At 35.3% G+C, this 24,190-nt stretch carries 25 protein-coding genes and 4 tRNA genes; 15 read left to right on the forward strand and 14 right to left on the reverse strand.

The window, feature by feature from the left end; genetic code table 11:
- The first annotated feature begins 33 nt into the window (after nt 1-33).
- On the forward strand, nt 34-2,079 hold the full coding sequence (locus ACZ5EP_RS07180; protein ID WP_464508548.1) for an EAL domain-containing protein: 2,046 nt from the start codon (nt 34-36) through the stop codon (nt 2,077-2,079).
- A 52-nt stretch (nt 2,080-2,131) separates the two neighbouring features.
- Nucleotides 2,132-4,111 (forward strand): EAL domain-containing protein, encoded by a 1,980-nt coding sequence (locus ACZ5EP_RS07185; RefSeq protein ID WP_464508549.1) that lies wholly within the window; start codon nt 2,132-2,134, stop codon nt 4,109-4,111.
- On the opposite strand, the gene nspC is transcribed toward ACZ5EP_RS07185, so the two are convergent.
- The 6 genes from nspC to ACZ5EP_RS07215 all read right to left on the reverse strand — a co-directional run bounded on the left by nspC (nt 4,092) and on the right by ACZ5EP_RS07215 (nt 8,463).
- Complete coding sequence (gene nspC, locus ACZ5EP_RS07190; RefSeq protein ID WP_464508550.1) at nt 4,092-5,207, reverse strand: carboxynorspermidine decarboxylase; 1,116 nt, start codon at nt 5,205-5,207, stop codon at nt 4,092-4,094. The genes ACZ5EP_RS07185 and nspC overlap by 20 nt on opposite strands.
- A 273-nt stretch (nt 5,208-5,480) precedes the next feature.
- On the reverse strand, nt 5,481-5,930 hold the full coding sequence (locus ACZ5EP_RS07195; RefSeq protein WP_464508551.1) for a DUF1931 family protein: 450 nt from the start codon (nt 5,928-5,930) through the stop codon (nt 5,481-5,483).
- A 76-nt stretch (nt 5,931-6,006) separates the two neighbouring features.
- Nucleotides 6,007-6,528 carry a hypothetical protein gene (locus tag ACZ5EP_RS07200; protein WP_464508552.1) on the reverse strand — a complete coding sequence of 174 codons (522 nt, stop codon included), beginning with the start codon at nt 6,526-6,528 and terminating at the stop codon, nt 6,007-6,009.
- Between the two features lie 33 nt (nt 6,529-6,561).
- The gene (locus tag ACZ5EP_RS07205; RefSeq protein WP_464508553.1) at nt 6,562-7,749 is read right to left on the reverse strand and encodes a molybdopterin molybdotransferase MoeA; all 1,188 of its coding nucleotides are present in this window, start codon (nt 7,747-7,749) and stop codon (nt 6,562-6,564) included.
- A 17-nt stretch (nt 7,750-7,766) separates the two neighbouring features.
- Nucleotides 7,767-8,198 carry a molybdopterin synthase catalytic subunit gene (locus tag ACZ5EP_RS07210; protein WP_127679225.1) on the reverse strand — a complete coding sequence of 144 codons (432 nt, stop codon included), beginning with the start codon at nt 8,196-8,198 and terminating at the stop codon, nt 7,767-7,769.
- Between the two features lie 43 nt (nt 8,199-8,241).
- Nucleotides 8,242-8,463: a MoaD/ThiS family protein gene (locus ACZ5EP_RS07215; protein WP_127679224.1), complete on the reverse strand. Its 222-nt coding sequence runs from the start codon at nt 8,461-8,463 to the stop codon at nt 8,242-8,244.
- Nucleotides 8,464-8,500: 37 nt separating this feature from the next.
- On the opposite strand from ACZ5EP_RS07215, the gene ACZ5EP_RS07220 reads away from it, so the two are divergent.
- Nucleotides 8,501-9,145, forward strand: a complete 645-nt coding sequence (locus ACZ5EP_RS07220) for an MqnA/MqnD/SBP family protein (protein ID WP_464508554.1) — start codon at nt 8,501-8,503, stop codon at nt 9,143-9,145.
- The gene (locus ACZ5EP_RS07225; protein ID WP_464508555.1) at nt 9,142-9,450 is read left to right on the forward strand and encodes a cupin domain-containing protein; all 309 of its coding nucleotides are present in this window, start codon (nt 9,142-9,144) and stop codon (nt 9,448-9,450) included. The genes ACZ5EP_RS07220 and ACZ5EP_RS07225 overlap by 4 nt, the downstream gene beginning before the upstream one ends.
- Here the strand turns inward: ACZ5EP_RS07225 and aroC are convergent.
- The 4 genes from aroC to rnhA all read right to left on the reverse strand — a co-directional run bounded on the left by aroC (nt 9,444) and on the right by rnhA (nt 12,472).
- Nucleotides 9,444-10,517 (reverse strand): chorismate synthase, encoded by a 1,074-nt coding sequence (gene aroC / locus ACZ5EP_RS07230; protein ID WP_464508556.1) that lies wholly within the window; start codon nt 10,515-10,517, stop codon nt 9,444-9,446. The genes ACZ5EP_RS07225 and aroC overlap by 7 nt on opposite strands.
- An 86-nt stretch (nt 10,518-10,603) precedes the next feature.
- On the reverse strand, nt 10,604-11,284 hold the full coding sequence (gene rnc / locus ACZ5EP_RS07235) for a ribonuclease III (protein WP_464508557.1): 681 nt from the start codon (nt 11,282-11,284) through the stop codon (nt 10,604-10,606).
- On the reverse strand, nt 11,274-12,050 hold the full coding sequence (locus ACZ5EP_RS07240) for an HDOD domain-containing protein (protein ID WP_464508558.1): 777 nt from the start codon (nt 12,048-12,050) through the stop codon (nt 11,274-11,276). Before ACZ5EP_RS07240 ends, rnc begins: the two co-directional genes overlap by 11 nt.
- Nucleotides 12,050-12,472: a ribonuclease HI gene (gene rnhA / locus ACZ5EP_RS07245; protein ID WP_127679218.1), complete on the reverse strand. Its 423-nt coding sequence runs from the start codon at nt 12,470-12,472 to the stop codon at nt 12,050-12,052. The genes ACZ5EP_RS07240 and rnhA overlap by 1 nt, the downstream gene beginning before the upstream one ends.
- Before the next feature lie 113 nt (nt 12,473-12,585).
- On the opposite strand from rnhA, the gene ACZ5EP_RS07250 reads away from it, so the two are divergent.
- From ACZ5EP_RS07250 to ACZ5EP_RS07295, 10 genes are all read left to right on the forward strand, one after another.
- Nucleotides 12,586-12,972 (forward strand): class II SORL domain-containing protein, encoded by a 387-nt coding sequence (locus tag ACZ5EP_RS07250; protein WP_464508559.1) that lies wholly within the window; start codon nt 12,586-12,588, stop codon nt 12,970-12,972.
- Nucleotides 12,973-13,150: 178 nt separating this feature from the next.
- Nucleotides 13,151-13,381 (forward strand): DUF4492 domain-containing protein, encoded by a 231-nt coding sequence (locus ACZ5EP_RS07255; protein WP_464508560.1) that lies wholly within the window; start codon nt 13,151-13,153, stop codon nt 13,379-13,381.
- Between the two features lies 1 nt (nt 13,382).
- Nucleotides 13,383-14,957 (forward strand): cytochrome ubiquinol oxidase subunit I, encoded by a 1,575-nt coding sequence (locus ACZ5EP_RS07260; RefSeq protein WP_464508561.1) that lies wholly within the window; start codon nt 13,383-13,385, stop codon nt 14,955-14,957.
- Complete coding sequence (locus tag ACZ5EP_RS07265; RefSeq protein WP_127679214.1) at nt 14,957-16,153, forward strand: cytochrome d ubiquinol oxidase subunit II; 1,197 nt, start codon at nt 14,957-14,959, stop codon at nt 16,151-16,153. The genes ACZ5EP_RS07260 and ACZ5EP_RS07265 overlap by 1 nt, the downstream gene beginning before the upstream one ends.
- Nucleotides 16,154-16,162: 9 nt before the next feature.
- Complete coding sequence (locus ACZ5EP_RS07270; RefSeq protein ID WP_464508562.1) at nt 16,163-16,375, forward strand: hypothetical protein; 213 nt, start codon at nt 16,163-16,165, stop codon at nt 16,373-16,375.
- A gap of 127 nt (nt 16,376-16,502) precedes the next feature.
- Nucleotides 16,503-18,080 carry a phosphoenolpyruvate carboxykinase (ATP) gene (gene pckA / locus ACZ5EP_RS07275; protein WP_464508563.1) on the forward strand — a complete coding sequence of 526 codons (1,578 nt, stop codon included), beginning with the start codon at nt 16,503-16,505 and terminating at the stop codon, nt 18,078-18,080.
- Nucleotides 18,081-18,158: 78 nt separating this feature from the next.
- Nucleotides 18,159-18,235, forward strand: a tRNA-Gly gene (locus tag ACZ5EP_RS07280).
- Nucleotides 18,236-18,260: 25 nt separating this feature from the next.
- Nucleotides 18,261-18,335: transfer RNA gene (locus ACZ5EP_RS07285), tRNA-Cys, on the forward strand.
- A gap of 46 nt (nt 18,336-18,381) precedes the next feature.
- Nucleotides 18,382-18,469: transfer RNA gene (locus ACZ5EP_RS07290), tRNA-Leu, on the forward strand.
- A 33-nt stretch (nt 18,470-18,502) separates the two neighbouring features.
- Nucleotides 18,503-18,592: transfer RNA gene (locus tag ACZ5EP_RS07295), tRNA-Ser, on the forward strand.
- A 136-nt stretch (nt 18,593-18,728) separates the two neighbouring features.
- Here the strand turns inward: ACZ5EP_RS07295 and ACZ5EP_RS07300 are convergent.
- Complete coding sequence (locus ACZ5EP_RS07300) at nt 18,729-19,583, reverse strand: hypothetical protein (RefSeq protein ID WP_464508564.1); 855 nt, start codon at nt 19,581-19,583, stop codon at nt 18,729-18,731.
- Between the two features lie 905 nt (nt 19,584-20,488).
- Between ACZ5EP_RS07300 and ACZ5EP_RS07305 the strand changes: the two genes are divergently transcribed.
- The gene (locus tag ACZ5EP_RS07305) at nt 20,489-21,529 is read left to right on the forward strand and encodes a GGDEF domain-containing protein (protein ID WP_464508565.1); all 1,041 of its coding nucleotides are present in this window, start codon (nt 20,489-20,491) and stop codon (nt 21,527-21,529) included.
- Here ACZ5EP_RS07305 and ACZ5EP_RS07310 read toward each other — a convergent pair.
- Genes ACZ5EP_RS07310 through ACZ5EP_RS07320 form a run of 3 tightly spaced genes read right to left on the reverse strand, consistent with a single transcriptional unit; the run spans nt 21,526 to nt 24,190 of the window.
- Nucleotides 21,526-22,287 carry an alpha/beta hydrolase gene (locus ACZ5EP_RS07310; RefSeq protein ID WP_464508566.1) on the reverse strand — a complete coding sequence of 254 codons (762 nt, stop codon included), beginning with the start codon at nt 22,285-22,287 and terminating at the stop codon, nt 21,526-21,528. The two genes, ACZ5EP_RS07305 and ACZ5EP_RS07310, sit on opposite strands and share 4 nt — an antisense overlap.
- Before the next feature lie 55 nt (nt 22,288-22,342).
- Nucleotides 22,343-23,122, reverse strand: a complete 780-nt coding sequence (locus tag ACZ5EP_RS07315) for a thiazole synthase (RefSeq protein ID WP_012663827.1) — start codon at nt 23,120-23,122, stop codon at nt 22,343-22,345.
- 15 nt (nt 23,123-23,137) lie between these two features.
- Nucleotides 23,138-24,190, reverse strand: coding sequence for a branched-chain amino acid ABC transporter permease (locus ACZ5EP_RS07320; protein ID WP_464508567.1), 1,053 nt, complete (start codon nt 24,188-24,190; stop codon nt 23,138-23,140).

A 24,190-nucleotide genomic window follows, 5' to 3' on the forward strand; every position in this document is an offset into this window, starting at 1 on the left:
ATAAGCAGTATCTCTTTTCAAAGAAGGCCTTTTTTGAACGAAATTATAAAAAATAAAAAAATATTGCTTTTTATTATTACATTACAAGAAGCATTTACGGCAATTGTTCCTTTTTTTCTGTTAACGTCGGTTATTACCCTGCTGTTTTCTTTCTTGCTTTATTTTAATACGGATCTTTTTTTTATTTCCCAAAAAAACATTCTGTATCTTTCAAAAATACTTCAGTCGTTTTCATCTATCGTATCTGTAATAGCAATATCCTATTTTTTTGCACAGAGGTTAAAAGTTTCACAGATAATCGCCGTTATTTTATCCGTCAGCGTATTTGTCACACTCGTTCTTATAGAAAATTCGTCAATATATATTTTCAATATCCAGGGTTATACCTCCACAATTAAACTTATAGACGACATATCCATCCCTATTGTTCTTCCTTACGGCTTTACCCCGGCCACGCTGATATCCCCGGTGCTTTCAACCTACCTTTTGAAACTGTTTTATCCGAAACTAACCTTAAATATCAATATAGAAGACGGAAATTATCACATATATAAACTTTTTAATTATCTATTTGTATTTTTTGCCGCCTATATTGCAGCCGTTAATTTATATATATTCTTTGCAGTGATAATCAGTTACTTCTTACATAACTTCAATCCTTTGAAATTAAACATTCCTGATATATTAACCCTGATAATTAGAGACTTTCTGGTACAGATACTGTGGTTTGTCGGAATACACGGCAGCCACACCGTAAACGGTCTTTTCGGAAAGGCCATACTTTTTAAAGAAGCTTTCCCGAACCTTACGTTTGGAGAATTCAACAGAATGTTCGTTCTTATAGGAGGAGCCGGTGTAGGACTCGGCATGCTGATCTCTTTTTGGATCTATTTTAAAGAAAAAGCTTTAATGTACATAACAAAAATTTCGACTCCTTTTGTGTTTTTTAACATTAACACCCTGCTGATATATTCCGTAATCGTTTTAAACAGATTCTTTTTAATACCTTTTGTATTCCTTCCGATTTTAAATATCGTAATAGCCTATTCTTTTTTACATTTCGTACATATAAATTTTACCGATTATTATGTTGCGTGGACGACACCCGTATTTATAGATACGTATTTAAAAACCGGAGGCAATTTATCGGCCACGGCTCTGCAGCTGTTTTTGCTCGTTATAGACACTTCCGTTTATATTTATTTCACCAAAAAATTCGTAAACTCCAAATCATATTCGTCCCATAAAGAAATACTTCAGCACAACCTTGACATTTCGGAGGAAATAAAATCAAAAGAAGGCGTATACGCTTTTAAAGCCCAAAAACAGCTAATAGCCGCACAGGCAAAACTGGATGAGACAATCAGTTCACTCAATAAACATAATTTAAAAATATATTATCAGCCAAAAATAGACATTAAACACAACAAATGCAATAAATTCGAAGCGTTAATAAGATATAACGACAACGGCAAAATAACCGGCCCCTCATTTCTGCCTATAATCGAAGAAGCGGGGCTGGCTCCTATTATAGACATATGGGTGTGCAAAGAAGTAAAAAAAGATATTGAAAAATGGCAAAATGAAAGTTTTTACCCCGAAATAAGCGTTAACCTTCATCCGGACACCCTCAGCAGCAAAGATGCTGTTGAAAAAATAATTCAGATTTTTAAAGATAAAAAAGTGGTGTTTGAAATAATTGAAAGAAGCTTTCTTTACGGTAAAAATGCCGAACAAAACATTAAAAACCTTCAAAAACACGGCTTCAAAATCGCAATAGACGATTACGGCATAGGATATTCGAGCCTGGAGGTAATTACAAAATTAAATATTTACGAGTTAAAAATCGACAAATCCCTGATTGATATAATAGACACGCACAAAGGCTACGTTGTTTGCAAACATATAGTAAGTCTGTGTCACGATCTGGAATGCACGGTAGTCGCAGAAGGAGTTGAAACCAAACAGCAGTTTAACAGCGTAAAATTTATAGATGTCGATCTGGTGCAGGGATATTACTTTTCTCCTGCAATACCTTTTAACAAGGTCAAACGGTATGCAGAGTCGTTCAGTGTTTAAATTTAGACACAAAACATCTGATATAATTCCAAAAATTTAAAAAAGGCGGGACTTGAAATTTTTTTTGAATAAAAAAATCATTGCATTTATTATAACTCTTCAAGAGGCTTTTATAGCTGTAATACCTTTTATTATTTTTAGCGCTTTTCTTGCTCTTTTTAATATTTTCGTATCATACTTTCACATAAACATTATACCTGCGGATATAGTTTTCCGTTTTGAAAGATCCGTTCTTTCATTCACTTCTCTCGTAGCAATAGTGTCAATTGCATTTTTTGTGGCGAAAAGGATAAAAGTTTCCGAAATAATAGCCATTATTCTTTCAATGGTTACATTTCTGTCCATTCTGATATATGAGCACCCTCACTCAAAACTGGTTTTGCCGTACGGTTTTACGGCTGCTACGATTTTTGCACCGATTGTAAGTACATACTTTTTAAAAATACTTTACCCAAAATTTTCACTGCATATAAACGTAACAGACGGAAACTATCATATATACAGATTTTTTAATTATATCTTCGTATTTTTTGCTGCATACATTGCGGCTATGGCGGCATATATTGCCATAGACGCGGTTATGGACATAATTATCGATAAATACAATCCGTTAAAACTCAATCTTCCGGATATTGTAATTCTCGCAATAAGAGATTTTTTCGTACAGCTTTTCTGGTTTTTCGGTATACACGGGGAACATATGGTAAATGCACTTTTCGGAAAAGAAATACTTTTTAAACATATGTTTCCGAATCTTACCTACGGAGAATTTCACAGGATTTTTATCAATATCGGAGGAGCCGGAATAGGCGCCAGTCTTCTTATTGCTATTTTAATTAACGCTAAAAACTCTACCGTTAAAACGGTAGCCAAAATAGCGTCCCCTTTCGTGATATTTAATATAAACGATATTCTGATTTTCTTAATCGTTGTATTTAACAGATTTCTGTTTTTGCCGTTTGTGCTGCTGCCTCTTTTTAATCTTGCAGCCGCATATATATTTGTACATACGGTGCCTGTACATTTTACCTCTTACCACGTAGTCTGGTCCACTCCTATTTTATTTGACGGTTTTCTTAAAAGCAATTCATTTTCCATACCTTTATTTCAAATATTCTTACTGGCTGTAGATACGGCCGTATATTCGTATTTCATTAAAAAATATTTCAAAATACAGTCACTCGAAAACAAAAAACACATACTTCAGACAAACCTGGAAATTGAAGAAGAAATCAGAGCCAAAAAAGACATTAAAGCTTTTTTGGCAAATCAGGAAGTAATAGAGGCGAATACAAAATTAAACGAACTTATAAACAATTTAAACCAGGACAATTTATTAATCTATTACCAGCCTAAAATAGACATTAAAAACAATAAAGCGTTAAAATACGAAGCGCTTATAAGATACAACGACAACGGTCAGATAAAAGGCCCTTTCTTTTTGGATATCATAGAAAAATCTGGACTGGCTCCCATTATAGACGTCTGGGTGTGCAAAGAAGTAAAAAAAGACCTGCAGAAATGGAAGAATGAAAATTTTTACCCTCAAATAAGCGTTAATCTCCATCCAGATACGTTAAAAAGCAGCGATGCTATGGAAAAAATCATATCAATATTCGAAAATGAAAATATAATGTTTGAAATTATTGAAAGAAGTTTTATAAATAAAGATGCGCAAAAAAACATTCAAAAACTCAAAAGCAAAAATTTCCCTATCTCGGTAGACGACTTTGGAGTAGGCTATTCATCTCTCGAAACGCTTATTAAATATACAATAGAAGAGCTGAAACTGGACAAATCCCTCATTGACGAAATAGAAGACGAAAAAGGCTATCTGGTCTGTAAAAACACAATAAACCTCTGTAAAGATTTAAATATAAAAGTAGTGGCGGAAGGCGTGGAAAAAAAATCACAGTTAAATTTATTACAAGAAATGGGAATAGACTATATACAGGGATATATATTCTCTCCTGCCATACCGTTTAGAAAAGTAAAAGAATTCAGCGAGAACTTTAACTTAAACGGTTTTTAAAATCCTCATAATGAAATTCTCTTGCTTTATAAACTGATCCGTCTTTTCTTTTTATGATTATATCAGGAAGCTTTATACCGTTAAATGCCGTATTTTTAACCATTGTATAAATTGCCATATCTTCAAATATAATTTTATCTCCTATCTGTAAAGGCTCATCGAAACTGTAATCCCCTATAACGTCCCCGGCAAGACATGTAACTCCCCCGAGTCTGTAAGTGTATTTTTTCTCATTAGGCTCTCCCGCTCCCCTTACTACAGGTCTGTAAGGCATGGCTAAAACATCTGGCATATGAGCCTCGGCAGATGTATCGAGTATGGCTATTTTCATCCCGTTGTCAATAATATCGAGCACCTCCGCCATCAGATATCCGGCGTTAAGCCCCACCGCTTCGCCAGGTTCTAAATAAACATCTTTTATATTCGGATATCTGTTTCTGAATTCTTTTATCATTTCTATCAGATGATCGACATCGTATCCTTCTCTCGTAATATGATGCCCTCCGCCGAAATTCACCCACTGCATATCTTTAAGATACTCTCCGTAAAGCTTTTCAAACCCTTCCAGAGTTTTTTCCAGCGCCGTGTCCAACTGTTCGCAAAGCGCATGAAAATGCAGCCCGCTTACGTTTTTAAGTTTATCTGCTTTGAAATTGGCTTTTGGAATACCAAGACGGCTAAACGGAGCGCAGGGATCGTATAACGGTACCGGAGAACTTGACACTCCGGGATTTACCCTAAGTCCTATTAAAGATTTTTCTTTTACCCTGTCTTCAAATCTTTCAAGCTGATTAAAACTGTTAAATACCACAGTATGTGAAATATCAGCCACTTCGTCAATTTCGCTTTCTTTAAATGCCGGACAGTATGTATGCACTTCCCATGGTTTCATATTGGCAAGTTTCGCTTCCCATAAACCGCTTGCGGTAGCTCCGCTGAGATATTTTTCAAGCAAATCAAAAGTGGACCATGTAGCGTAACCTTTTAAAGCCACAAGAATTTTGGCATTGGCTTCTTTTTGCACCCTGTCAAGAATTTTAAGGTTTTTTTCAAGCAGGTTTTCTTCTATAACATATGCGGGTGTTTTAATTTCCATTAACAGCCTTTTTTATGAAATTATACTAAATACATCATCAAACTGACTAACTTTATTATCTATTTTAAATTTATAGGCGTCTGACACTAAAATAATTCTTAATTCTCTTTTCATCTCAAAAAATCTTACGACTTTCAGGGACCCCGATTTTTTAATTCTCAATTCTTACCCTTCAGCCTTCACAACTTAACTGCTTCACCACCTGTTTACTCCACAACTTTATCGGTGTCTGTCACCAATCAGTAATAAAATAAAAAAGAATAAAAGACCCGATTATAAAGTCAGGTCTAAAATTCTTTCAGCTTTTTCAATATCTTCTACACTAGGTTTTTTATGAGCTCCAAGCTGTTTAAGAACTCTTGCCACAATTAACATTAAAGCTCCGATATATTCCGGAAGCACTTCTTCAAGCTCTTTTGAAATCGGATATTTTAGAGGCGGAATCTGCTCTAAATATAATAACACGTCTTTCAAATCAACTTCTTCTTCAAGTTTTTTAAATTCTCTGATGCTTTCTTCAAAACCTTTTGTTAAAGGCAAGTCAGCCGGCATAATAATATCTCTGCCGTTAAATCCTGTTTTTTCCACTGCAACTAACAGCAAATCATGAAATTTTTTTTCAACAATATCGATAATTCTGTCTGCTTTAGATTTATCCAGTTCTAAACTTGCCGCTTTTTTAAATACAGCTTCTATTTTTTTGAATCCTACTACTCTTGACATTTTCTCTCCTTAAGTTTTTTGTAATTATAAAACTTTATCATTTAAATGTCAAGTAGTATTAGTGAAATAGGCTCAATTAAAATGTAAAGCCCACTCCCACATATAAACTGCTGTCATAAGTGTGATTAAATTTTATATCCCTGTAACCTGCAAAAACCTCACCGTTTTCAATAAACTGTGTTCCCGTTTCCACTTTAAATTTCATAAATTTATCAGCTTCGTCAAAACTTAAAATATTCGGAGCATATTCAAATTCTCCTCTTACAAACACCGGAAGAGAAAACTGCTGAATATATCCTGACGCACCTAAACCTATAGGAAGAGCAGAGTTGTGATCAGTATGAACAAAATCCATAAACAGTGAAAACTTAACAGGCAGATCAAGTCCTATCGCCTGGCCTTCGCTTTTAACTCCCGCATAAAAGAAATTTGATTTATCAGAATGAATCAGATATCCGCCTCTTGCATAAAAAGGCTGTTGATAAGTAACTTTTGCCTGACCTTCTACCATTACATTGTCACTGCTAACCTGCAGATTAATAAAATTACCCGCAAAAAGGCTTGCCGCCGCCAATGCGCTTAATACCAGTTTTTTCATTTCACATCCTTTTGTATTTTTTTAAAATTATATCTAATAGAGAATCACTTTTACTTTTTCCCCGGCTTTTAGCGTATACAGTCCCTCTTGAAGCATCATAAGAGCTTCATTGCCTATCAGGTTCGTAAGAATTCCGCTGCTTCCCTGTTTTTTGCCTCTTACATCTACAACGTATTCACCGTTTTCAAAAGAAATATTAACCGCTACAAACTGGGTTTTTTTAAATTTTTTCACAAACTCGTCTCTCAGTTTTGCCTCTACTGTTTTCAACGAGGTTTTATTTTCAAAACTGTCGGCTATAGGAACTACGTATAATAAAAACGTTACGAAACTGCTGTACGGAAATCCCGGAAGAGAAACAATATATTTGTCTCCTGCACGCGCAATCATAATCCACTGTCCAGGTTTGATGTTTACTCCGTGAAAGAGAACTTCAAATTCACCTGTGATTTCCTTTACAAAATCAAAATCCCCGACGCTTACGCCTCCCGTTGTCACAACAATATCGCTGTTTTTAAGAGCCGATGTTATTTTTCTTTTTATATCTTCTTTGTTGTCTCCCGCTATTCCCAGATTATGGGTTTCATATCCCAGGCTTTTACCTAGTGCGGCAAGTGTATAATTATTTGAACTTCTTATCTGCCCCATTTTGTACTCTTCATCAAGGTCAACCACTTCTTCCCCGGTCGCTACAACAGACACAACGGGCTTTTTGACAACGCTTACGACAGGTATGCCTAGAGAAGCAAGAACGCCGATTTCTCCGGCTTTGATTAAAGTGCCTTTTTTAAGAAGGACTTCTCCCTTTTTAAAATCTTCCCCTACAGGTCTTACGGAATAACCCTTTTGGACTTTTTCTTTTATTATTAGTCTATCTCCCATGACTTCTACATTTTCTATAGGCACAAGCGTATCGCTGTTTTCAGGCATAAAACTGCCGGTATACGTCTTAACCGCTTCACCTTTTTTAATTTTTGTATATTCAAAAGTTCCGGCCGGATTTCTTCCTATTATTTTTATTTCTTCGTCAATATCATCATGTCTAACCGCAAATCCGTCCATTGAAGCGGTCGGCATATACGGATTATCGTATTTTGCTTTAATATCATCCGCCAACACCCTGTTTAAGGCGTTTTCCAAAAAAACTCTCTCGCTTTCTTTTGTATCCGGAAGGTTTTCTTTTAAAATTTTTATTGAATCATCAAAACTTATATGTGCCATTACTTCTCCTTATGTTTTTATTCGCTTAACAAACCGGCTCCGGGAAGGTCTTTTGCCCTGTCTTCGGCAAAAATTCTTTTTCCGTCTATCAAATCGTATTTCCAAATCGGCGCGTTTGCTTTAAAATCTTCTACAAACTCTTCAAGATACTTAAAACCTTCCGTCCTGTGTCTTGTAAAAATAGCGCATAAAAAACTTGTCTCGCCTACCATAACATCACCGAAACTGTGCGCCATGGTTATTTTACAGTCTTCAAGATTTTGCCATTTTTTAAACCAGTCGTTAAGCATCGGAAGATAAAGATCAAAACTTAGCCCTTCAATTCCGTTATCGGGTCTTACTATTCCGATAAACGGTATCATAGCTCCGTATCCTTCAAGTTTAAATTCTTCATACCATCTTTCCAGTGTCGGAATTACGGGAACTCCTCCTTTAAAAACTTCTAACATCGGCTCTCCTTATTAATTTTCACTGTTTATTTTTCATTAAAGTTTATCCTCCGCATACAGGCGGAAGTATCGCTACTCTGTCTCCGTCGTTTAAAACAGCGTCGATTTCTTTTACTATTTTATCATTAATTGCGACAGCGCTGTTTTCCAGCCATTTGGAAAGCTCCTCGTCTTTATTTAAAACTTCTTTTAATTCTTTCAGGTTTTTCACGTCCAATTCAATGCTTTCTTTTCCAATAGGGCCCAAAAATTCTACTTTTACCATCAAAAACTCCTTCTTTGCTATATCAACAGCATATTATATGATAAAATATTACCCAAAAAAGGTTAATATGCTAATAGGTCATATCGATTATTTAAACCTTTTGCCATTTTATCAATTTTTAAAACAAAAAGGGATAAAAACAAAAAAAGCATATCCTTCAATAGTAAACGGCTGGTTTGAAAAAGGTATAATCGACGCAGCCTTTATCTCTTCTATAAAAGCACAAAACAAAAAATGCTTAAATGCAGGCATTGCTGCAAAAAAAAGAGTTAAAACCGTTTTAGTCTGCCCGGGGGAAGGATCCGATATAGAATCAGCCACTTCAAACGTTCTGGCAAAAGTTCTTCATGCAAACGGAAAAGTGGTCATCGGAGACAAAGCGTTTAAAGAAAAAAACTGCACGGACCTGGCAAAAGTCTGGTATGAAAAATATAAACTGCCTTTCGTATTTGCCCTGTTTTGCACAAACCGCAGCCATGATAAATACAAAAAACTTATAAACGAATTTTTAAGAAAAAAACAGAAAATACCTTATCTTACACTTAAAAAATATGCTGACAAAACCGGAATTTCGGTAAAAGAGGCAAAAGATTATCTTGATAATATCATTTACTACAAAATAGGCTGGCAGGAAAAAAGGGCTCTTAAAAAATTCTGGGAACTTTCAAAAAAAATAAAATGAAAAAAGAAAATTTACTTGAAATAAACGAACTGCCTGAAATCGACAGTGAACTGTTTTATACTCTTTTAAAATACAAAAATATAGAAATAAAAAAAATCGTTTCAAATACCCTGAAAACTCCTCAGATATTTGTTCAAAAAGAAGACGAATTCGTAGTGCTTTTAAAAGGCTGTGCAAAAATAGAAATAAACGGAGATGTAAAAAAACTAAAATCGGGAGATTGGCTGTTTATACCCGCAAATACGCCTCATACACTGCTCAAAACAAAAAAAACGGCCGTTTGGCTTGCCGTTCATATTTACTGATATATTTTTTTTATATATTCCATTTTTCTGGTCATATTAAGCATAAGCATATCGGCTATCACACACGCCGCCATTGATTCGGTAACAACACTTCCCCTGATTGCAACAATCGGATCATGCCTTCCTTTCAAATCAACCTCAACCTCATTTCCGTATATATCAACTGTTTTTTGAGTTTTGAAAATAGAAGGTGTTGGTTTGAAATAAATTTCCGCTTCAACGCTTTCTCCGTTGCTTATACCGCCTAAAACCCCTCCGGCGTTATTACTCAAAAATCCTTCTTTTGAGATTTCGTCGTTGTTTTTCAGACCTGTGAGTTTATGTGCCTCGCTGTTGCCTATATAGATGCCTTTTACGGCATTTATACTTACCATTGCGCTTGCCAGAATATTATCCAGTTTGTAATATATCGGCTCTCCAAGCCCCACAGGAAGACCTTCTATCTTTAACTTAACAACCCCTCCTAAAGAATTATGCTCATTCCTTTTTTCATCTATAAGCTCTATCCATCTTTTTTCAGTTTTTTCATCAAGGGCAAAAAGCGGAGAGGTTTTAGCGTATTCATAATTTTCTTTTTCGGCTCTTACTCCGCCTATTTCGATAACTCCGGCTTTTACTTCTATATTAAGCTCTTTAAGAATCATTTTGGCAACCGCTCCGGCTGCAACCCTTGCGGCCGTTTCACGGGCCGAGCTTCTTCCGCCGCCTCTGTAGTCTCTGATTCCGTATTTATGCCAGTAAGTAAAATCCGCATGTCCCGGACGGAACAGATCTTTTATGTTTGAATAATCCTTGCTTTTTTGATCTTTATTAAAAATAGCGATTGCAATAGGGGTACCGGTCGTTTTGCCTTCAAACACCCCGCTTAACACCTCTGCGGTGTCGCTTTCTTTTCTTTGTGTGGCAAATCTGTTTTTGCCGGGTTTTCTTCTGTCAAGCTCGCTTTGCAAAAATTCTCCGTCAAAATCAAGCCCGGCAGGAACCCCGTCAACTATAACACCTATGGCTTTACCGTGAGATTCGCCGAATGTCGTAAATCTGAATATCTCTCCGAAACTGTTAAACATTACTATTAGTCCTTTCTTTATCCTCTTCTATTCCCATCTTTTCTATCACCTTCACAACTTAACCACTTAACTACTCCTCAACTTAATTAAATATCGAGCTCTTTTTTCAGCATATCGATAGTAAGCCTTGCACCTTCCTGCTGTGCGGTTTTTTTACTTTTACCTTTTGCTCTGGCATACTCTTTGTCTTGAATAAACACTCCGATTTCAAACTCTTTTTTGTGATCGGGTCCGCTCGCACTTATAAGCCTGTACTCGGGAACAACCCCGAAATGTGCCTGTGTAATCTCCTGAAGAGTGGTTTTATAATCTTTAAGAAGCTCTTCAGGCGTAATAATAGGAAATTCCTCTTTTAACAGTTTAAGAGCCACGTCTTTTGCTTTTTCAAACCCGGACTCAAGATAAATAGCACCTATTACCGCTTCAAAAGCGCTTGAAAGAATAGACGGCTTTTCCCTTCCGTTATTATTCTCTTCGGCAGGAGAGAGATATAAAAATTTTCCTAAATTAAGTCTTTTTGCCAGCCTTGTAAAAGAATCCTCATTTACAAGAGCGGCTCTTAATTTCGAAAGTGTCCCTTCTTCTGCTTTTGGAAAAAGATGAAAAAGATATTCCCCTACAATCAGATCCATAACCGCATCGCCTAAAAATTCAAGCCTTTCGTTGTTTACCTCTTTTTTATAACTTCTGTGTGTCAGAGCCTCGGTTATCAATTTCTCATTCTTAAACTGATACCCCAAGCTCTTTTCTAATTCCTTAATCTGCATTCATTATCCTTTGTGTTGTTTTAGGTATTAAATCCATACATTTAGGATTAAATTCTATTAAAGAGTTTAAATCCATAAACTGAGGCTTACTGGCCATGTAAAAAAACAGAAAATGCGTAAGCGCGCTGATCGGATTTTCACATTTAATACATTCGCTGTTTTTGATTATTTCGCATTTTTCCTCTTCAAGTTCCCAGATTTTCGCTATTTCAGCCGCAATACCAAAAAGCGTTACTCCAGTCATTCTTTTAAGAAGAGTTCCGATTTCTAAAGGGGAAGATTCCAATATTAAATCAAGTTTATCTTTTTTATCTCCGAGCAGCATATCGCATACGCACACCGCCACAGGTATAATTGCTCCTATTTCCGGATATTTTTTATATGTCTCTTTTCCAAATTCCAAAATCATATATTCTTCATACGAAGCAAGAAACTGAGCCTGAAAATCTTTAAAATTAATATTGAATATTTTCCATTCCTTTGGCTCTAAAAGTGAAACAATATAACTGTATACAAGGCTTTTGGCCATTTCAAGACCTATCATTGTAAACAGCTGCACAGTATCTTCAACTTTGTTAGGCAGAGAAAAATATGCGGAATTAACAACATGTTCAATCTGCTTTTTTAATACAAGATCGTTTTCGGCTTCCTGTGCCGCTTTTTTTAAATCGCCTTCTTTTAAATATTTTAACGCTTTCATTGCATTTTCTGGAATAGGCGGCACCTGTGAAAGGTATTTTTTAATATCTTCCTGGGAAATAAGCATTATTTTTTCCTTTTTTCAGCTTCCTCTTTTGCAATTTTATCACAAATTTCATTTTCCTTGTGTCCGGAATGCCCTTTCACCCAGTTCACATTAATTTTATGCTTTTTGCTTACATTTATAAACTCTTTCCACAAATCCGGGTTTTTTACGTTTTTAAAATCTTTTTTAATCCATCCCTCAAGCCATTCGCTAAGCCCTTTAAGCACATAAGTAGAATCGGAATAAAGATTAATTTCACAGGGCTCTTTTAATGCCTTGAGAGCTTCAATTACAGCTGTCAGTTCCATTCTGTTGTTTGTAGTATGATCTTCTCCGCCTTTTAAAATTTTTTCATGTCCTTTATATCTCAAAATAGCACACCATCCGCCGGGTCCGGGATTCCCCAGGGAGCTTCCGTCCGTAAAAATTTCTATACTTTTCATTATCGCCTTTTTAATATTTTTTATTAATTGAGTATTTAAGTAAAAAGATAAAATTTGTCTTTTTTATTTTTTTCTGTTATAATACTTAAAAATTTTAACAAAAGGAGGCAAAAATGCCAAAAATTAACAGATATCAAGACATTTCTCAAATAGACAGAGAAGCAAAAAAAGACTACATCGACAGACACTCACCATTCGTACACTGTGAAGACACAGCTAAAAAAGGTGAAAAATTTAAAGTTAAAGTTAAAGTTGGAAACGAATACTCTCATCCGGATGATTTTGATCATTACATCGCATATGTTCAATTATGGAACGGTGAAACACTGTTAGGACAGGCGACATTTACACCTGGAACACTTGGCAATCAAAAAGACCACGTTGAAGTTGACTTCTACATTGTTCCTACTTCAAACAAACTAAAACTTACTGCTATGGCTTACTGCACAAAACACGGTTTATGGGAAAGCGAAGTTAAAGAAGTTACAGTATCAGAATAAAAGATACTTTTCTCCGAAATGCCCTTTTTTAGGGCAATCTGACAGAAATTTTACATTAATTAACCTAAATGAATATTCATATGTATAAAAAGACTATTTTTCTATTAAATATAGATTAAAATTTATTGACACCCCCATTTTTTTGATATATAATTTCCGTAGCCTCGAAGGAGGGCTTATGATTAAACGCATTCTGTTTTTTTACATTGACGGTTTTAAAAACATGTCAAGTATCGGTCAAAGGCTTTGGCTGATAATCATTATTAAGTTGGTTGTGATTTTTGTAGTGCTTAAGGTTTTTTTCTTTCCTACTTTAAATTCTAAAGTAAAAGGGAAAGAAGCTCAAAGAGCGCTTTACATCAATCAGTTAACTAAAATCACAGCCGACAAACAAAAAAAGGAGGAATAGCATGGTAGATTACAGCATGCTTGAATGGGCGAGAGCCCAGTTTGCTATGACGGCACTTTTCCACTTTTTCTTCGTACCGTTTACTCTCGGTATGTCGTTTATCGTAGCGTTTTTTGAAACGATTTACGTAAAAACTGGAAAAGCTGAATGGAAAGAAATTACGCAATTTTGGCAGTTAATCTTCGGTATTAACTTTGCAATCGGTTTATCTACAGGTATTATTCACGAATTTGAGTTTGGGACAAACTGGTCTACATACTCATGGGTTGTTGGTGACTTATTCGGAGCACCACTTGCAGTTGAAGGTATTGTTGCGTTCTTCTTAGAAGCGACATTTGCGGCTATCGCATTCTTCGGATGGAAAAGAGTAAGCAAAGGCGTTCACTTAACTTCATCTTGGTTATTAGCGGTAGGTTCAAACCTTTCAGCATTATGGATTCTTATTGCAAACGGATTTATGCAACATCCAAGCAGCGAATTCTATAGATACAATATAGACAACGCTAGACTTGAAATGACAAACTTTTTTGCAATGATTACTCAGCCAGTTGCACAGGTTAAATTTTTACACGTTGTGAGCAGCGCATATACATTAGCGGCTGTATTCGTTCTTGGTATTTCATCTTTATATCTACTTAGAGGCAAACATAAAGAATTTGCAAAAAAATCTGCAACTGTTGCAGCGGCATTCGGTTTAATCGCATCAATCTTTACAGCGGTAATCGGTGACGAACATGCATATGAAGTAGCTAATACACAGCCTACTAAAATTGCTTCGGCAGAAGGTCTGATCGTAGGTCAAAAAGGTGCACCTATCGTAGCGATCGGTATTCCTAAAACAGTAGACCCTAGAACTACTACTAGCAATGATCAGGCATTTGCATTTAAAATCGAACTTCCTGGAATGTTGTCACTTCTTGGAAAAAGAGATATCAATGCATTCGTACCAGGTTTAAAAGATTTAGTAAACGGAAATCCTAAATACGGAATCTGGCCATTTGAAAAATTACATGAAGAAGGTGCAAAAGCTATTGAAGCTCTAAAAGCATACCATGCGGCTAAAGCAAGAGGCGACAAAGCTGGAATGGAAGCTGCAAAAGCTGCATTCTATAAAGTTGTAGCTGATGTTAACGGCGTTAAAGTTACAAGAGCTGACTTAATGGGATACGGATACTTAACTGATCCTACTAAATTATATCCGCCGGTAGCTCCAGTATTCTATTCATTCCATATCATGGTTGCACTTGGATTCTGGTTCATTTTACTATTCATCTTAGCTTATGTTGCAATCATAAAAGGTACTTTCGAAAACAATACACTTGTTCAAAAACTTGCGGTACTTTCAGTTCCGTTACCATGGATCGGTACAAGTTTCGGATGGATGACTGCAGAAATCGGAAGACAGCCTTGGACAGTATTCGGTATTTTACCGACAAGCGAATCTGTTACACCAATCGCCTTAACAAATGTGCAAGCAACATTCTTTATGTTCTTAACAGCATTCGTAATCCTTGGTATTGCAGAGCTTAAAATCCTATTTACGGTCGTTAAAAACGGACCAAAAGGAGCGCACTAATGACTTGGGCACCAATTACAGTGGACGCAACGCATTTTTATCTACAGTTTTACTGGTGGATAATCGTTGCGGTTCTTGGAGGACTATTCTTATTTATGACATTTGTTCAAGGTGGACAAACACTATTTCACGTAGCTAAAACTGAAGTGGAAGAGAGAGGTATCTTAAATTCACTTGGTAGAAAATGGGAACTTACATTTACAACATTAGTTATGTTCGGTGGTGCGTTATACGCGGCATTCCCACTATTTTACTCAGTATCATTCGGTGGTGCTTACTGGGTATGGATGTTAATTCTTTTCGCATTCGTACTTCAGGCGGTATCATATGAATATATGAACAGAAGCAACAACCTTATCGGTAAAGGCGCATATAAATTTTTCCTATATTTCAACGGTTTAGTTGGTATCGTTTTAATCGGTGCAGCTGTTGGTACATTCTTTACAGGTTCAAACTTTACATATGATCCTGCTACAAGAGTTTTAGAATGGGGAACTGCAGCAAACGGATTCAACCTAAGAGGTCTTGAAGCTGCTATCGACTTCAGACACGGTGCATGGTTTAACCTTGCAATGGGTGTATTAGTTTTTGCAGTAGCTAGAATTTTAGGAGCGTTATGGCTAATTAACGACCTTGACGATAATGATTTTGCTGATGTAATCGCAAGACTAAGAGCGGTAGTAAAAAGATGTTTCATCGTTTTACTTGTAGCTTTAGTAATTGTTCTTTACGGTTTAATTACTATGAAAGGTTATGCATACAATATTCATGATCCAAAAGGTACTGTTTCATTAGTTGCAGGTAAATATTTACAAAACCTATTAGCATTCGGTGCTATTCAGTTAATCGTATTCCTAGTAGGTGTTGTTTTATTCGTTCTTGGTGTATTCCAAAGCGGATTCGGTAGTTCTAAAAAAGGTATCTGGGCTGCAGGTTTAGGTACAGTATTAATCGGAATTATCGTATTTACATTAGCCGGTCTTAACGGTACAGCGTTTTATCCAAGCTATGCTGACTTACAAAGCAGTTTAACTATTCAAAACGCATCTGGTTCTAAATATACACTAATGGTTATGGCATGGGTTAGTGTTGCTGTTCCTTTTGTTTTAGGATACATTATTTACGTTTGGTATCAAATGAAAAAAGCTGGTCCTATTACAAAAGAAGAAATCTTAACTGATGACCATGCATATTAAGGAGTGGCTATGAGAAAATTTTTAGCATTAATAACACTGTTTTTCGGAAGCTTTCTTTTCGCTTCTGAACAGCTTTTACCAAACGGAATTAATCCGGAAGCACAACACATTAATACTACATGGGGATTAATTTTATTCTTTATGTGGCCTATATTAATCGTAGTATGCTACAAATTCGTTGAATTTACACTTAAAAAAAGCGGGGTTGAAAAAGATCTTTAATCTCCCCTTTTTTTCTTTCATTTTTTTCTGCAAATCTTCAGATATTTAATTTCACTTTCAACTATTTGTGTTACCATTTTTTTGTTATAATTTTATTCCATACAACCACACTTATTAGGAGAATTTTATGATAACCGAATTAGACAAGATTGGTATTAAAGCAAATAAAATAATACACAATCCAAGCTATGAAAAAATTATTGAAGACACACTTAAAAAAGGTGAAGTAGAGTTAACCGCAAGCGGTGCTACAGCTGTTGATACTGGAGAATTTACCGGAAGAAGCCCAAAAGATAAATATTTTGTAAAACAGGCTCCAAGTGAACAGTATATAGCATGGGGCAGTATTAATCAGCCAATCTCTCTTGATACATTTAAAAAATTAGAAGCTTTCACAAAAGAAGAACTTTCAAAAAAAGACGAATTATATGTTGTTGACGTTTTCGTAGGTGCAAGCAAAGAAAGCAGAAGAGGTATCAGATTCGTAACACCTATAGCATGGCAGGCACATTTCGTTATGAATATGTTTATATTGCCTTCTGAAGAGGAAAAAGCAAACTTTAAACCTGATTTCACATTCTTGGTTGCCGGAAAAGCCAGATATCCAGAATGGAAAGAAGAAGGTCTTAATAGCGATATTTTCGTAGCGTTTAATATCGAAGAAAACCTTGCCGTAATGAGCGGTACAATGTACGGCGGTGAAATGAAAAAAGGTATATTTACTATGATGAATTACTGGCTGCCGCTTGAAGGCAAGCTTTCAATGCACTGTTCAGCTAACGTCGGTGAAGAAGGTGACGTCGCATTGTTCTTCGGACTAAGCGGCACAGGAAAAACAACTTTATCAACAGATCCGAAAAGAAAACTTATAGGTGATGACGAACACGGATGGGACGATAAAGGCGTATTTAACTTTGAAGGCGGATGCTACGCAAAAGTTATCAATCTTGATAAAGACAGCGAGCCTGAAATTTACGGTGCGATTAGAAAAGGTGCATTGCTTGAAAACGTTGTTATTAACGAAAACGGAGAAGTAGACTATACAGACGGAAGCAAAACGGAAAACACCAGAGTATCATATCCTATAGAACATATTGAAAACCATGAATGCACTCTTCAGGGCGGACATCCTAAAAATATTATATTCTTAAGTGCAGATGCATTCGGTGTATTGCCTCCTGTAAGCAAACTTACAAAAGAGCAGGCAATGTATTATTTCTTAAGCGGATATACTGCAAAAGTTGCTGGGACTGAAAGAGGTATTACCGAGCCTGTAGCCACATTCAGCGCATGTTTTGGTGAGCCTTTCTTACCGTTACATCCTACTGCATATGCAAAACTTCTAGGAGAAAAAATAGACAAACACGAAGTTAACGTATATCTTGTAAATACCGGGTGGACAGGCGGGCCATACGGAGTCGGTCACAGAATGAGCATTAAAGACACAAGAGCTTGTATTAATGCGATTCTTGACGGAAGCATAAATAATGCGGAATTTGAAGTGCTTCCGGTATTTGATCTGCAAATTCCAAAAGAACTGCCGGGTGTAAATACGAAAGTATTAAATCCGAGAAATACATGGGAAAATAAAGACGAATACGATGCTCAGCTTAAAAAACTTGCAAGTATGTTTGTAGAAAACTTCAAAAGATACGAAGACGTACCTGAAGGAAAAGAGTTCGAAAAAGCAGGTCCAAAAATATAATTTATACTTTTTTTCTTTTCCTTTTATCTTAAGTATTGCATTTTAGTTAGTTTTTTTATATAATTCTAGTCCTGATATGCGGGCTTAGCTCAGCTGGCTAGAGCGCCACCTTGCCAAGGTGGAGGTCGCGGGTTCGAATCCCGTAGCCCGCTCCATAAATTCAAAGCTTTGGATTTATCTGGCGCCATAGCCAAGTGGCTAAGGCAGGGGCCTGCAAAGCCCTGATCCCCGGTTCGAATCCGGGTGGCGCCTCCATTTAAGGGAAGTTTAAGCAATTTTAGATAAACTTTCACTTCACAATGCCCGGGTGGCGGAATTGGTAGACGCAAGGGACTTAAAATCCCTCGGGAGCTTTTCCCGTGCCGGTTCGAGTCCGGCCCCGGGCACCATCCACTTGTAAAACTTAAATTTAAGTTTTTAATGGAGAGGTGGGTGAGTGGTTGAAACCGGCGGCCTTGAAAGCCGTTGAGGTCGCAAGGCCTCCGCGGGTTCGAATCCCGCCCTCTCCGCCACTTTTTAATTCTTCAAATTTGTGCCTGACCCCAAACAATAACTCAATTTAATCTATTTTAATTTATAAAATCAACGAGGTAAGTGTCAGTCGTTTTTGGCGGATTTTTACTGACAATTTAACTGACAGTTTTAATTTTATAATATTTGATTATTTTTTAAGTCATTTATAATATTAACAAAATCTTGTTGCTTGAAAATTTCTGGAACAATATATATTTTATTTACTAATAATGAAGAAAACGCTCTAAAACGATTTAAAAAATACTGAGTATTTTGGATATTATTGTTAAATATTGAAGTAAACCCTCCATTATGTCCTTTACCACATATATGAATGCCACCAATGTTATCTACAACTTTTCGAGTACTTAAAATATTAAAAACATTATTAATTGTATTTTGAACGTTATTATTTTTGTTTAAAAAAAACTCTTTTCCAAATAATTGAGGAATATCTATTATTAATTTTAAATTTAATTTTCTGGCATTAATTTGGTTAGCAAAATCTATATAATCATTAGCTCTTGATAATAAAAAATTACCACAACAATTTCTGTTTTCAATTAAAATCGTTACATCAGGATATTTTTTTAAAACTATATTTTCAAATATGGTATATCTATTAAAAAAATCATTAATTTTCACATGGTTTTTATAAGGAGGATGGATTTCAATAATTGTTGGTGCTTTTCCAATTTGTTGTATCTTTTGGTCAATTAAATCAAAAAACTCTTTTACCCAATTATTAGAAGTCCATAGGCTGGCTTTACCATTAAAAGTTGAGTTAAACAAAGAAGGATAATTTTGCAAATAAGGATTTTTTATTGGAGAGGCAGAATATTCTGTATGTAAAGAATAATTAGATAAATATAATTTGCTTGCATTATTAAAATTATTAAAAGTACAAGATATTTCTTGTATTTTCGGGGTTATTCCGATCACTGAATAATTTAAGTTCCCATATTTTAAAAATTCGTAATTTTGTATCATAAAATTTCCCTTTGTCCATTTTTTTTAATTATATCAATTTTATTTGAATTTTTTTGGTTTAAATTTTTTCTTTGTTAAAAGCTCGTTTAATTTAGTTTTTTCATTAATGTTGTTTTTTTTCTGTTTTTTTATTTCCTTCTAATTTTTTCTCTTTTTGAGATTCATTCATTTTCAATTTTCTCATAATCCCTTTCAACCTTAAGTTTGACATTTTCATTTTCTAACTCTTTGATTTGTTCTTTTAAAAATTTGTTTTTCTCTTTTTCTTGTTTCAGTTCCTTTTGAAGCTGTTTGACTCTGAAAACGGCATCGATGAATTCTTTGCCGTAGTCTTTTTTGGTTGATGTTGTGGATTTGATTATCTTTTTAGCCGTAGAGGTTTTAACGACTTTTTCTTTATGAGGATGCGTGTTTCGGTTGAATGTTTCTCGATAAGCTCAAGCTCTCTTTTTCTGATTTTCTCTTTAATCGAGTTTTCAATATTCTATTTTACAATAATAGCTTGCTCAAAAAACAATATCATCAATATTGAAATCACAAGAAGTGTTGTCATATAATAATCATAAGTCCTTGCCTTGATAATACCGCTATCCGTGATTTAGGATTAATCACTTGAAACATCAGGGATTCTTTAAAAGTAACTGGGTTAACTCTGTTGAATTAAATCCAGCTTTAGGGTGGCTATTTTATATGTCTATAATTGTAACTCTTATAAAAACTTTTTTATTTATTTAAACTACATAAAAAAATAAAGTTTTATAAATGTATCAAAAAGTAGCACTTTATATTCTCAAAAACAAAAAAACGTAACCAAAATACACTTGCTAATAAAATATCCCACACTCAAAATACAAATTAAAGGAAAACTTATGTAAATTTAAGCAATATAAGGTATAATATTAAGTATGAACGATATAAATTATTTAAAATATTTTAAATATAACGTTACTAAGATAAGTCTTTTTCTGGCTATTGTTATTACATTTACTTTTTTTGTATTAAGAACGACAGACTTTATTCCGGAAAACGTATTAGCCACACTAAATACTACAGGTTTATTGCTGTTTTTAATCTCTATGTATATATGTCTTTTAAAGTGCAAAGAAAAACTCGAATTAATTCAGCTGATAACATATTTCGTATTAGTTACTTTTATTAGCGCACAGACCGTTTTATCCACAAGAGATATATTTATACCAATATGGCTGGATTTTACGTTAATGACAGCTTATATCGTTACAAATAAAAGAATAGCGGTATATATTTCTGTATATTCTCTCCTTACCCTGCTTTTAATAAGAATTACTGGCCATTACAATATAGATCTGTATTCATACGTTACGTTAATAATGAGTATAATCGCATTTTCTATTTTAGGTTTTTTGGTAGCCGTTCAACTCGAAAGATATAATAAAGAGAATATCGAACAAAGTAAAAAACTTGAACGTCTCGCCCTTGTTGACGAGTTAACGGATACTTTTAACAGGCGCGCATTTTTTAAAATAGGCCACAAACTGTTAAAACAGGCTGTAAGGGAAGGAAAAGTTATAAGTATTATCATGATGGATATAGACCACTTTAAAAAAGTAAATGACACATACGGCCACAAAACGGGAGATATAGTTTTAAAAGAGTTTGTAAATGCAATAAAACAGATAATCAGGGAAAATGACTTTCTTGCAAGAATAGGCGGTGAAGAATTCGTTTTACTTCTGTATGATGTTAACCTTAAAGAAACAGATACATTAATCAATAAAATATTAAACAGAATCAGAACACTGCAGATTCCTCTTGAAAACGGAAAAAATTTACAGATAACGGCAAGTATGGGAGTTTATACATTCAAACCCGAAGAAAAATCTGAAATTCAACAGGCACTTATTAATGCAGATAAAGCATTATACGTAGCGAAAAAAACCGGAAGAAACCGTGTAGTTTATTATTAATCCAAAAGCTGTTTTAACACTTCTGTAATATTCTCATATTCATATACATTTCCGTGTTTTACACCTGAAACAGTTATTTTCTTATCCAGATGTTTTATATGCGTTAATAAATTATTTATATTTTCTTCAGGAATAATATCATCGTCTTTGACTAGCAGAACGCTTACAGGTATATTTAATTCTTTAACCCATAAATACTCGTTAAATTTATATTTTACAAGCACTTCCACGGGCAATAAAGGGTATTTGTTTTTTGCAATATTCAATATAGAATCAAAAGGGGTAATCAAAACTAGTTTTTTCACAGGCCTTTTATATGCGACGTATGAAGCTACGGCCGTTCCGAGACTCCTGCCTATTACTATCTGAGGTTTATATTTATCATATATTTCCAAAGCGTATTTAAGTATACATTTTTCACACGGTTTACCCTCGCTTCCGGCATATCCAGGATAATTAAACCCTATAAAATTATAATTTTTAATTTTAGGCGCGATCTTATCCAAAAACTCTATAACATTATTTGCGTTACCACTGAAATACAGAACAAGAGGCAATTTTTCGCCGTTTTTAGTATATGCCCCTTCCAGCTTTATCCCGTCACTTGTGATAAAATATATTTTTTCGGCAACGACGGGTTCATACGGTTTTGCCCATTTACGGTTAAAAATTTTACTGTCTTGTGTTAAATATAAATATAAAGCAGCACCGATATATATAAAAAAGGCTAAAGCCGCCAAATCGATTATTATTTTCATAAAAACTCCTAGTGTCTGTCACTCAATTATACAAAAACAAACGGGGATAAACCCGTTAAAATTCAATTAGACCTTCTAACGGTGAACTGGCCGTCGCATAAGGTTTTTTAGGTATTCTTCCTGCTTTATAAGCCATTCTTCCGGCTATTACGGCATGTTTCATAGCTTCCGCCATTGCTATAGGATTTTTAGCCTGTGCAATGGCTGTATTCGTAAGCACACCGTCCGCTCCAAGCTCCATGGCAACCGCAGCGTCGCTTGCAGTACCTATACCCGCGTCTACAATCACAGGAACATTTACAGCATCTTTAACAAACACAACATTGTATCTGTTTTGAACGCCCAGTCCGCTTCCGATAGGAGCGGCAAGAGGCATTACTGCATGAGCGCCGGCATTTTCAAGTCTTTTAGCCATAATCGGATCGTCATTTGTATAAGCCATAATAGTAAAATCTTCTTTGGCTAAAACTTCACATGCTTTTAACGTTTCCATTACATCAGGATATAAAGTTTTTGCCGTATCTCCTATTACTTCAAGTTTAATAATGTCAATTCCCGTTGCTTCTCTTACGAGTCTGAATAATGTAATAGCTTCTTCCGCAGTTGTACATCCCGCAGAGTTTGGAAGAATTTTGACATCAGTATCTTTAAAATAATCCATTAAATTCTCTTCATTGGGATCCATAATATTTACACGTCTTACGGCAACGGTAATCATTTCCGCACCGCTGGCTAGAGTGGCATCTCTCGTGGTCTGAAAATCAGGATATTTTCCGCTTCCGACTATAAGTCTGCTTGTAAATTCATATTTGCCAATTTTTAAAATATCGCTCATTAAATCTCCTTAAAACTATTTCTTTTTAAATCTTATATAATCCCAGATTTCTTTATCTCCGAAAAGACCTTTTCTTGCAAAAAGCATTATTCCTAAAAGGATAAGACTAAATACAACCATTCTGAGTCCAGGAATACCGTGAACAGGTCCTAACGTCCATGTCGCATCGTCTAAAGGTCTCAATACTTCCATACCGCCAAGGAATAATAAAGTACCTAAAATCGCTCCGCTCATACTTCCAAGACCGCCAAGAACAATAATAATCAATAACTGGAACGTTAGCATAAATGTAAACTGATCCGGTGAAATAGAACCGATAGAACTTGCAAGAAGCCCTCCTCCGACTCCTTCAAAAAACGCACTTGTCATAAATGCTATTGTTTTTACTTTAAACGTATTAACACCCATGGCCAATGCCGCATCCTCATCGTCTCTTACGGCTTTCATTCCTCTTCCGTATTTAGAATAAACTATATTATAAACGAGGACAACAGTAACCAGAGCACTAAACCCTATCCAAAAATAACTCGCAAATCCGGGAATAGAATCAAGCCCCATCGAACCGTTTGAAATTTCCGGGTTGTTGATTAAAAAGATTCTAATAATAAATCCGAATCCCAAAGTAACGATAGCAAGATAGTCTCCTCTAACCCTAAATACAGGGAAAGCAAGCGTTAATGCCACAAGCGAGGAAACAATACCACTGATAATCAGTGTGAAAAACGGATTAGGTAAAAATATATCTTTAATAAAAGGATACGGATCAGCAATAATATACATATCCGCCTTTACATCAGGACTCAACATCAGTAAAGCGGTTACATACGCACCGATTGCCACAAATCCATTCGGTTCTAGTGAAAACTGGCCTGTTACACCATTGATCAGGTTATAGCTTACAGCCAATATTATGAAAATATAAACATTTCCCAAAACTGTAATGGTATAATCGTTAAACCATTTCGGAGAAATATACAAAAATCCTAAAAACAGCGCCGTTACTACCGCAATAATCGCAAAATATTTCGGCGCGCTTAAGTTTGCCATTTTTACTTTTGCCTTTTCCAT

This window comes from Nautilia abyssi (assembly GCF_055388085.1).

Coding starts and splice junctions, on each gene's coding strand:
- ACZ5EP_RS07200 (WP_464508552.1), bottom strand. CDS start 6,528: ATGAAAAAACTGGTATTAAGCGCATTGGCGGCGGCAAGCCTTTTTGCG.
- ACZ5EP_RS07260 (WP_464508561.1), top strand. CDS start 13,383: ATGGTAGATTACAGCATGCTTGAATGGGCGAGAGCCCAGTTTGCTATG.
- ACZ5EP_RS07225 (WP_464508555.1), top strand. CDS start 9,142: ATGAAAAAAGAAAATTTACTTGAAATAAACGAACTGCCTGAAATCGAC.
- ACZ5EP_RS07315 (WP_012663827.1), bottom strand. CDS start 23,122: ATGAGCGATATTTTAAAAATTGGCAAATATGAATTTACAAGCAGACTT.
- ACZ5EP_RS07195 (WP_464508551.1), bottom strand. CDS start 5,930: ATGTCAAGAGTAGTAGGATTCAAAAAAATAGAAGCTGTATTTAAAAAA.
- ACZ5EP_RS07265 (WP_127679214.1), top strand. CDS start 14,957: ATGACTTGGGCACCAATTACAGTGGACGCAACGCATTTTTATCTACAG.
- rnc (WP_464508557.1), bottom strand. CDS start 11,284: ATGCAGATTAAGGAATTAGAAAAGAGCTTGGGGTATCAGTTTAAGAAT.
- ACZ5EP_RS07320 (WP_464508567.1), bottom strand. CDS start 24,190: ATGGAAAAGGCAAAAGTAAAAATGGCAAACTTAAGCGCGCCGAAATAT.
- ACZ5EP_RS07300 (WP_464508564.1), bottom strand. CDS start 19,583: ATGATACAAAATTACGAATTTTTAAAATATGGGAACTTAAATTATTCA.
- ACZ5EP_RS07255 (WP_464508560.1), top strand. CDS start 13,151: ATGATTAAACGCATTCTGTTTTTTTACATTGACGGTTTTAAAAACATG.
- rnhA (WP_127679218.1), bottom strand. CDS start 12,472: ATGAAAAGTATAGAAATTTTTACGGACGGAAGCTCCCTGGGGAATCCC.
- ACZ5EP_RS07215 (WP_127679224.1), bottom strand. CDS start 8,463: ATGGTAAAAGTAGAATTTTTGGGCCCTATTGGAAAAGAAAGCATTGAA.
- ACZ5EP_RS07220 (WP_464508554.1), top strand. CDS start 8,501: ATGATAAAATATTACCCAAAAAAGGTTAATATGCTAATAGGTCATATC.
- pckA (WP_464508563.1), top strand. CDS start 16,503: ATGATAACCGAATTAGACAAGATTGGTATTAAAGCAAATAAAATAATA.
- nspC (WP_464508550.1), bottom strand. CDS start 5,207: ATGGAAATTAAAACACCCGCATATGTTATAGAAGAAAACCTGCTTGAA.
- ACZ5EP_RS07310 (WP_464508566.1), bottom strand. CDS start 22,287: ATGAAAATAATAATCGATTTGGCGGCTTTAGCCTTTTTTATATATATC.
- ACZ5EP_RS07270 (WP_464508562.1), top strand. CDS start 16,163: ATGAGAAAATTTTTAGCATTAATAACACTGTTTTTCGGAAGCTTTCTT.
- ACZ5EP_RS07250 (WP_464508559.1), top strand. CDS start 12,586: ATGCCAAAAATTAACAGATATCAAGACATTTCTCAAATAGACAGAGAA.
- ACZ5EP_RS07240 (WP_464508558.1), bottom strand. CDS start 12,050: ATGCTTATTTCCCAGGAAGATATTAAAAAATACCTTTCACAGGTGCCG.
- aroC (WP_464508556.1), bottom strand. CDS start 10,517: ATGTTTAACAGTTTCGGAGAGATATTCAGATTTACGACATTCGGCGAA.
- ACZ5EP_RS07205 (WP_464508553.1), bottom strand. CDS start 7,749: ATGGCACATATAAGTTTTGATGATTCAATAAAAATTTTAAAAGAAAAC.
- ACZ5EP_RS07305 (WP_464508565.1), top strand. CDS start 20,489: ATGAACGATATAAATTATTTAAAATATTTTAAATATAACGTTACTAAG.
- ACZ5EP_RS07210 (WP_127679225.1), bottom strand. CDS start 8,198: ATGTTAGAAGTTTTTAAAGGAGGAGTTCCCGTAATTCCGACACTGGAA.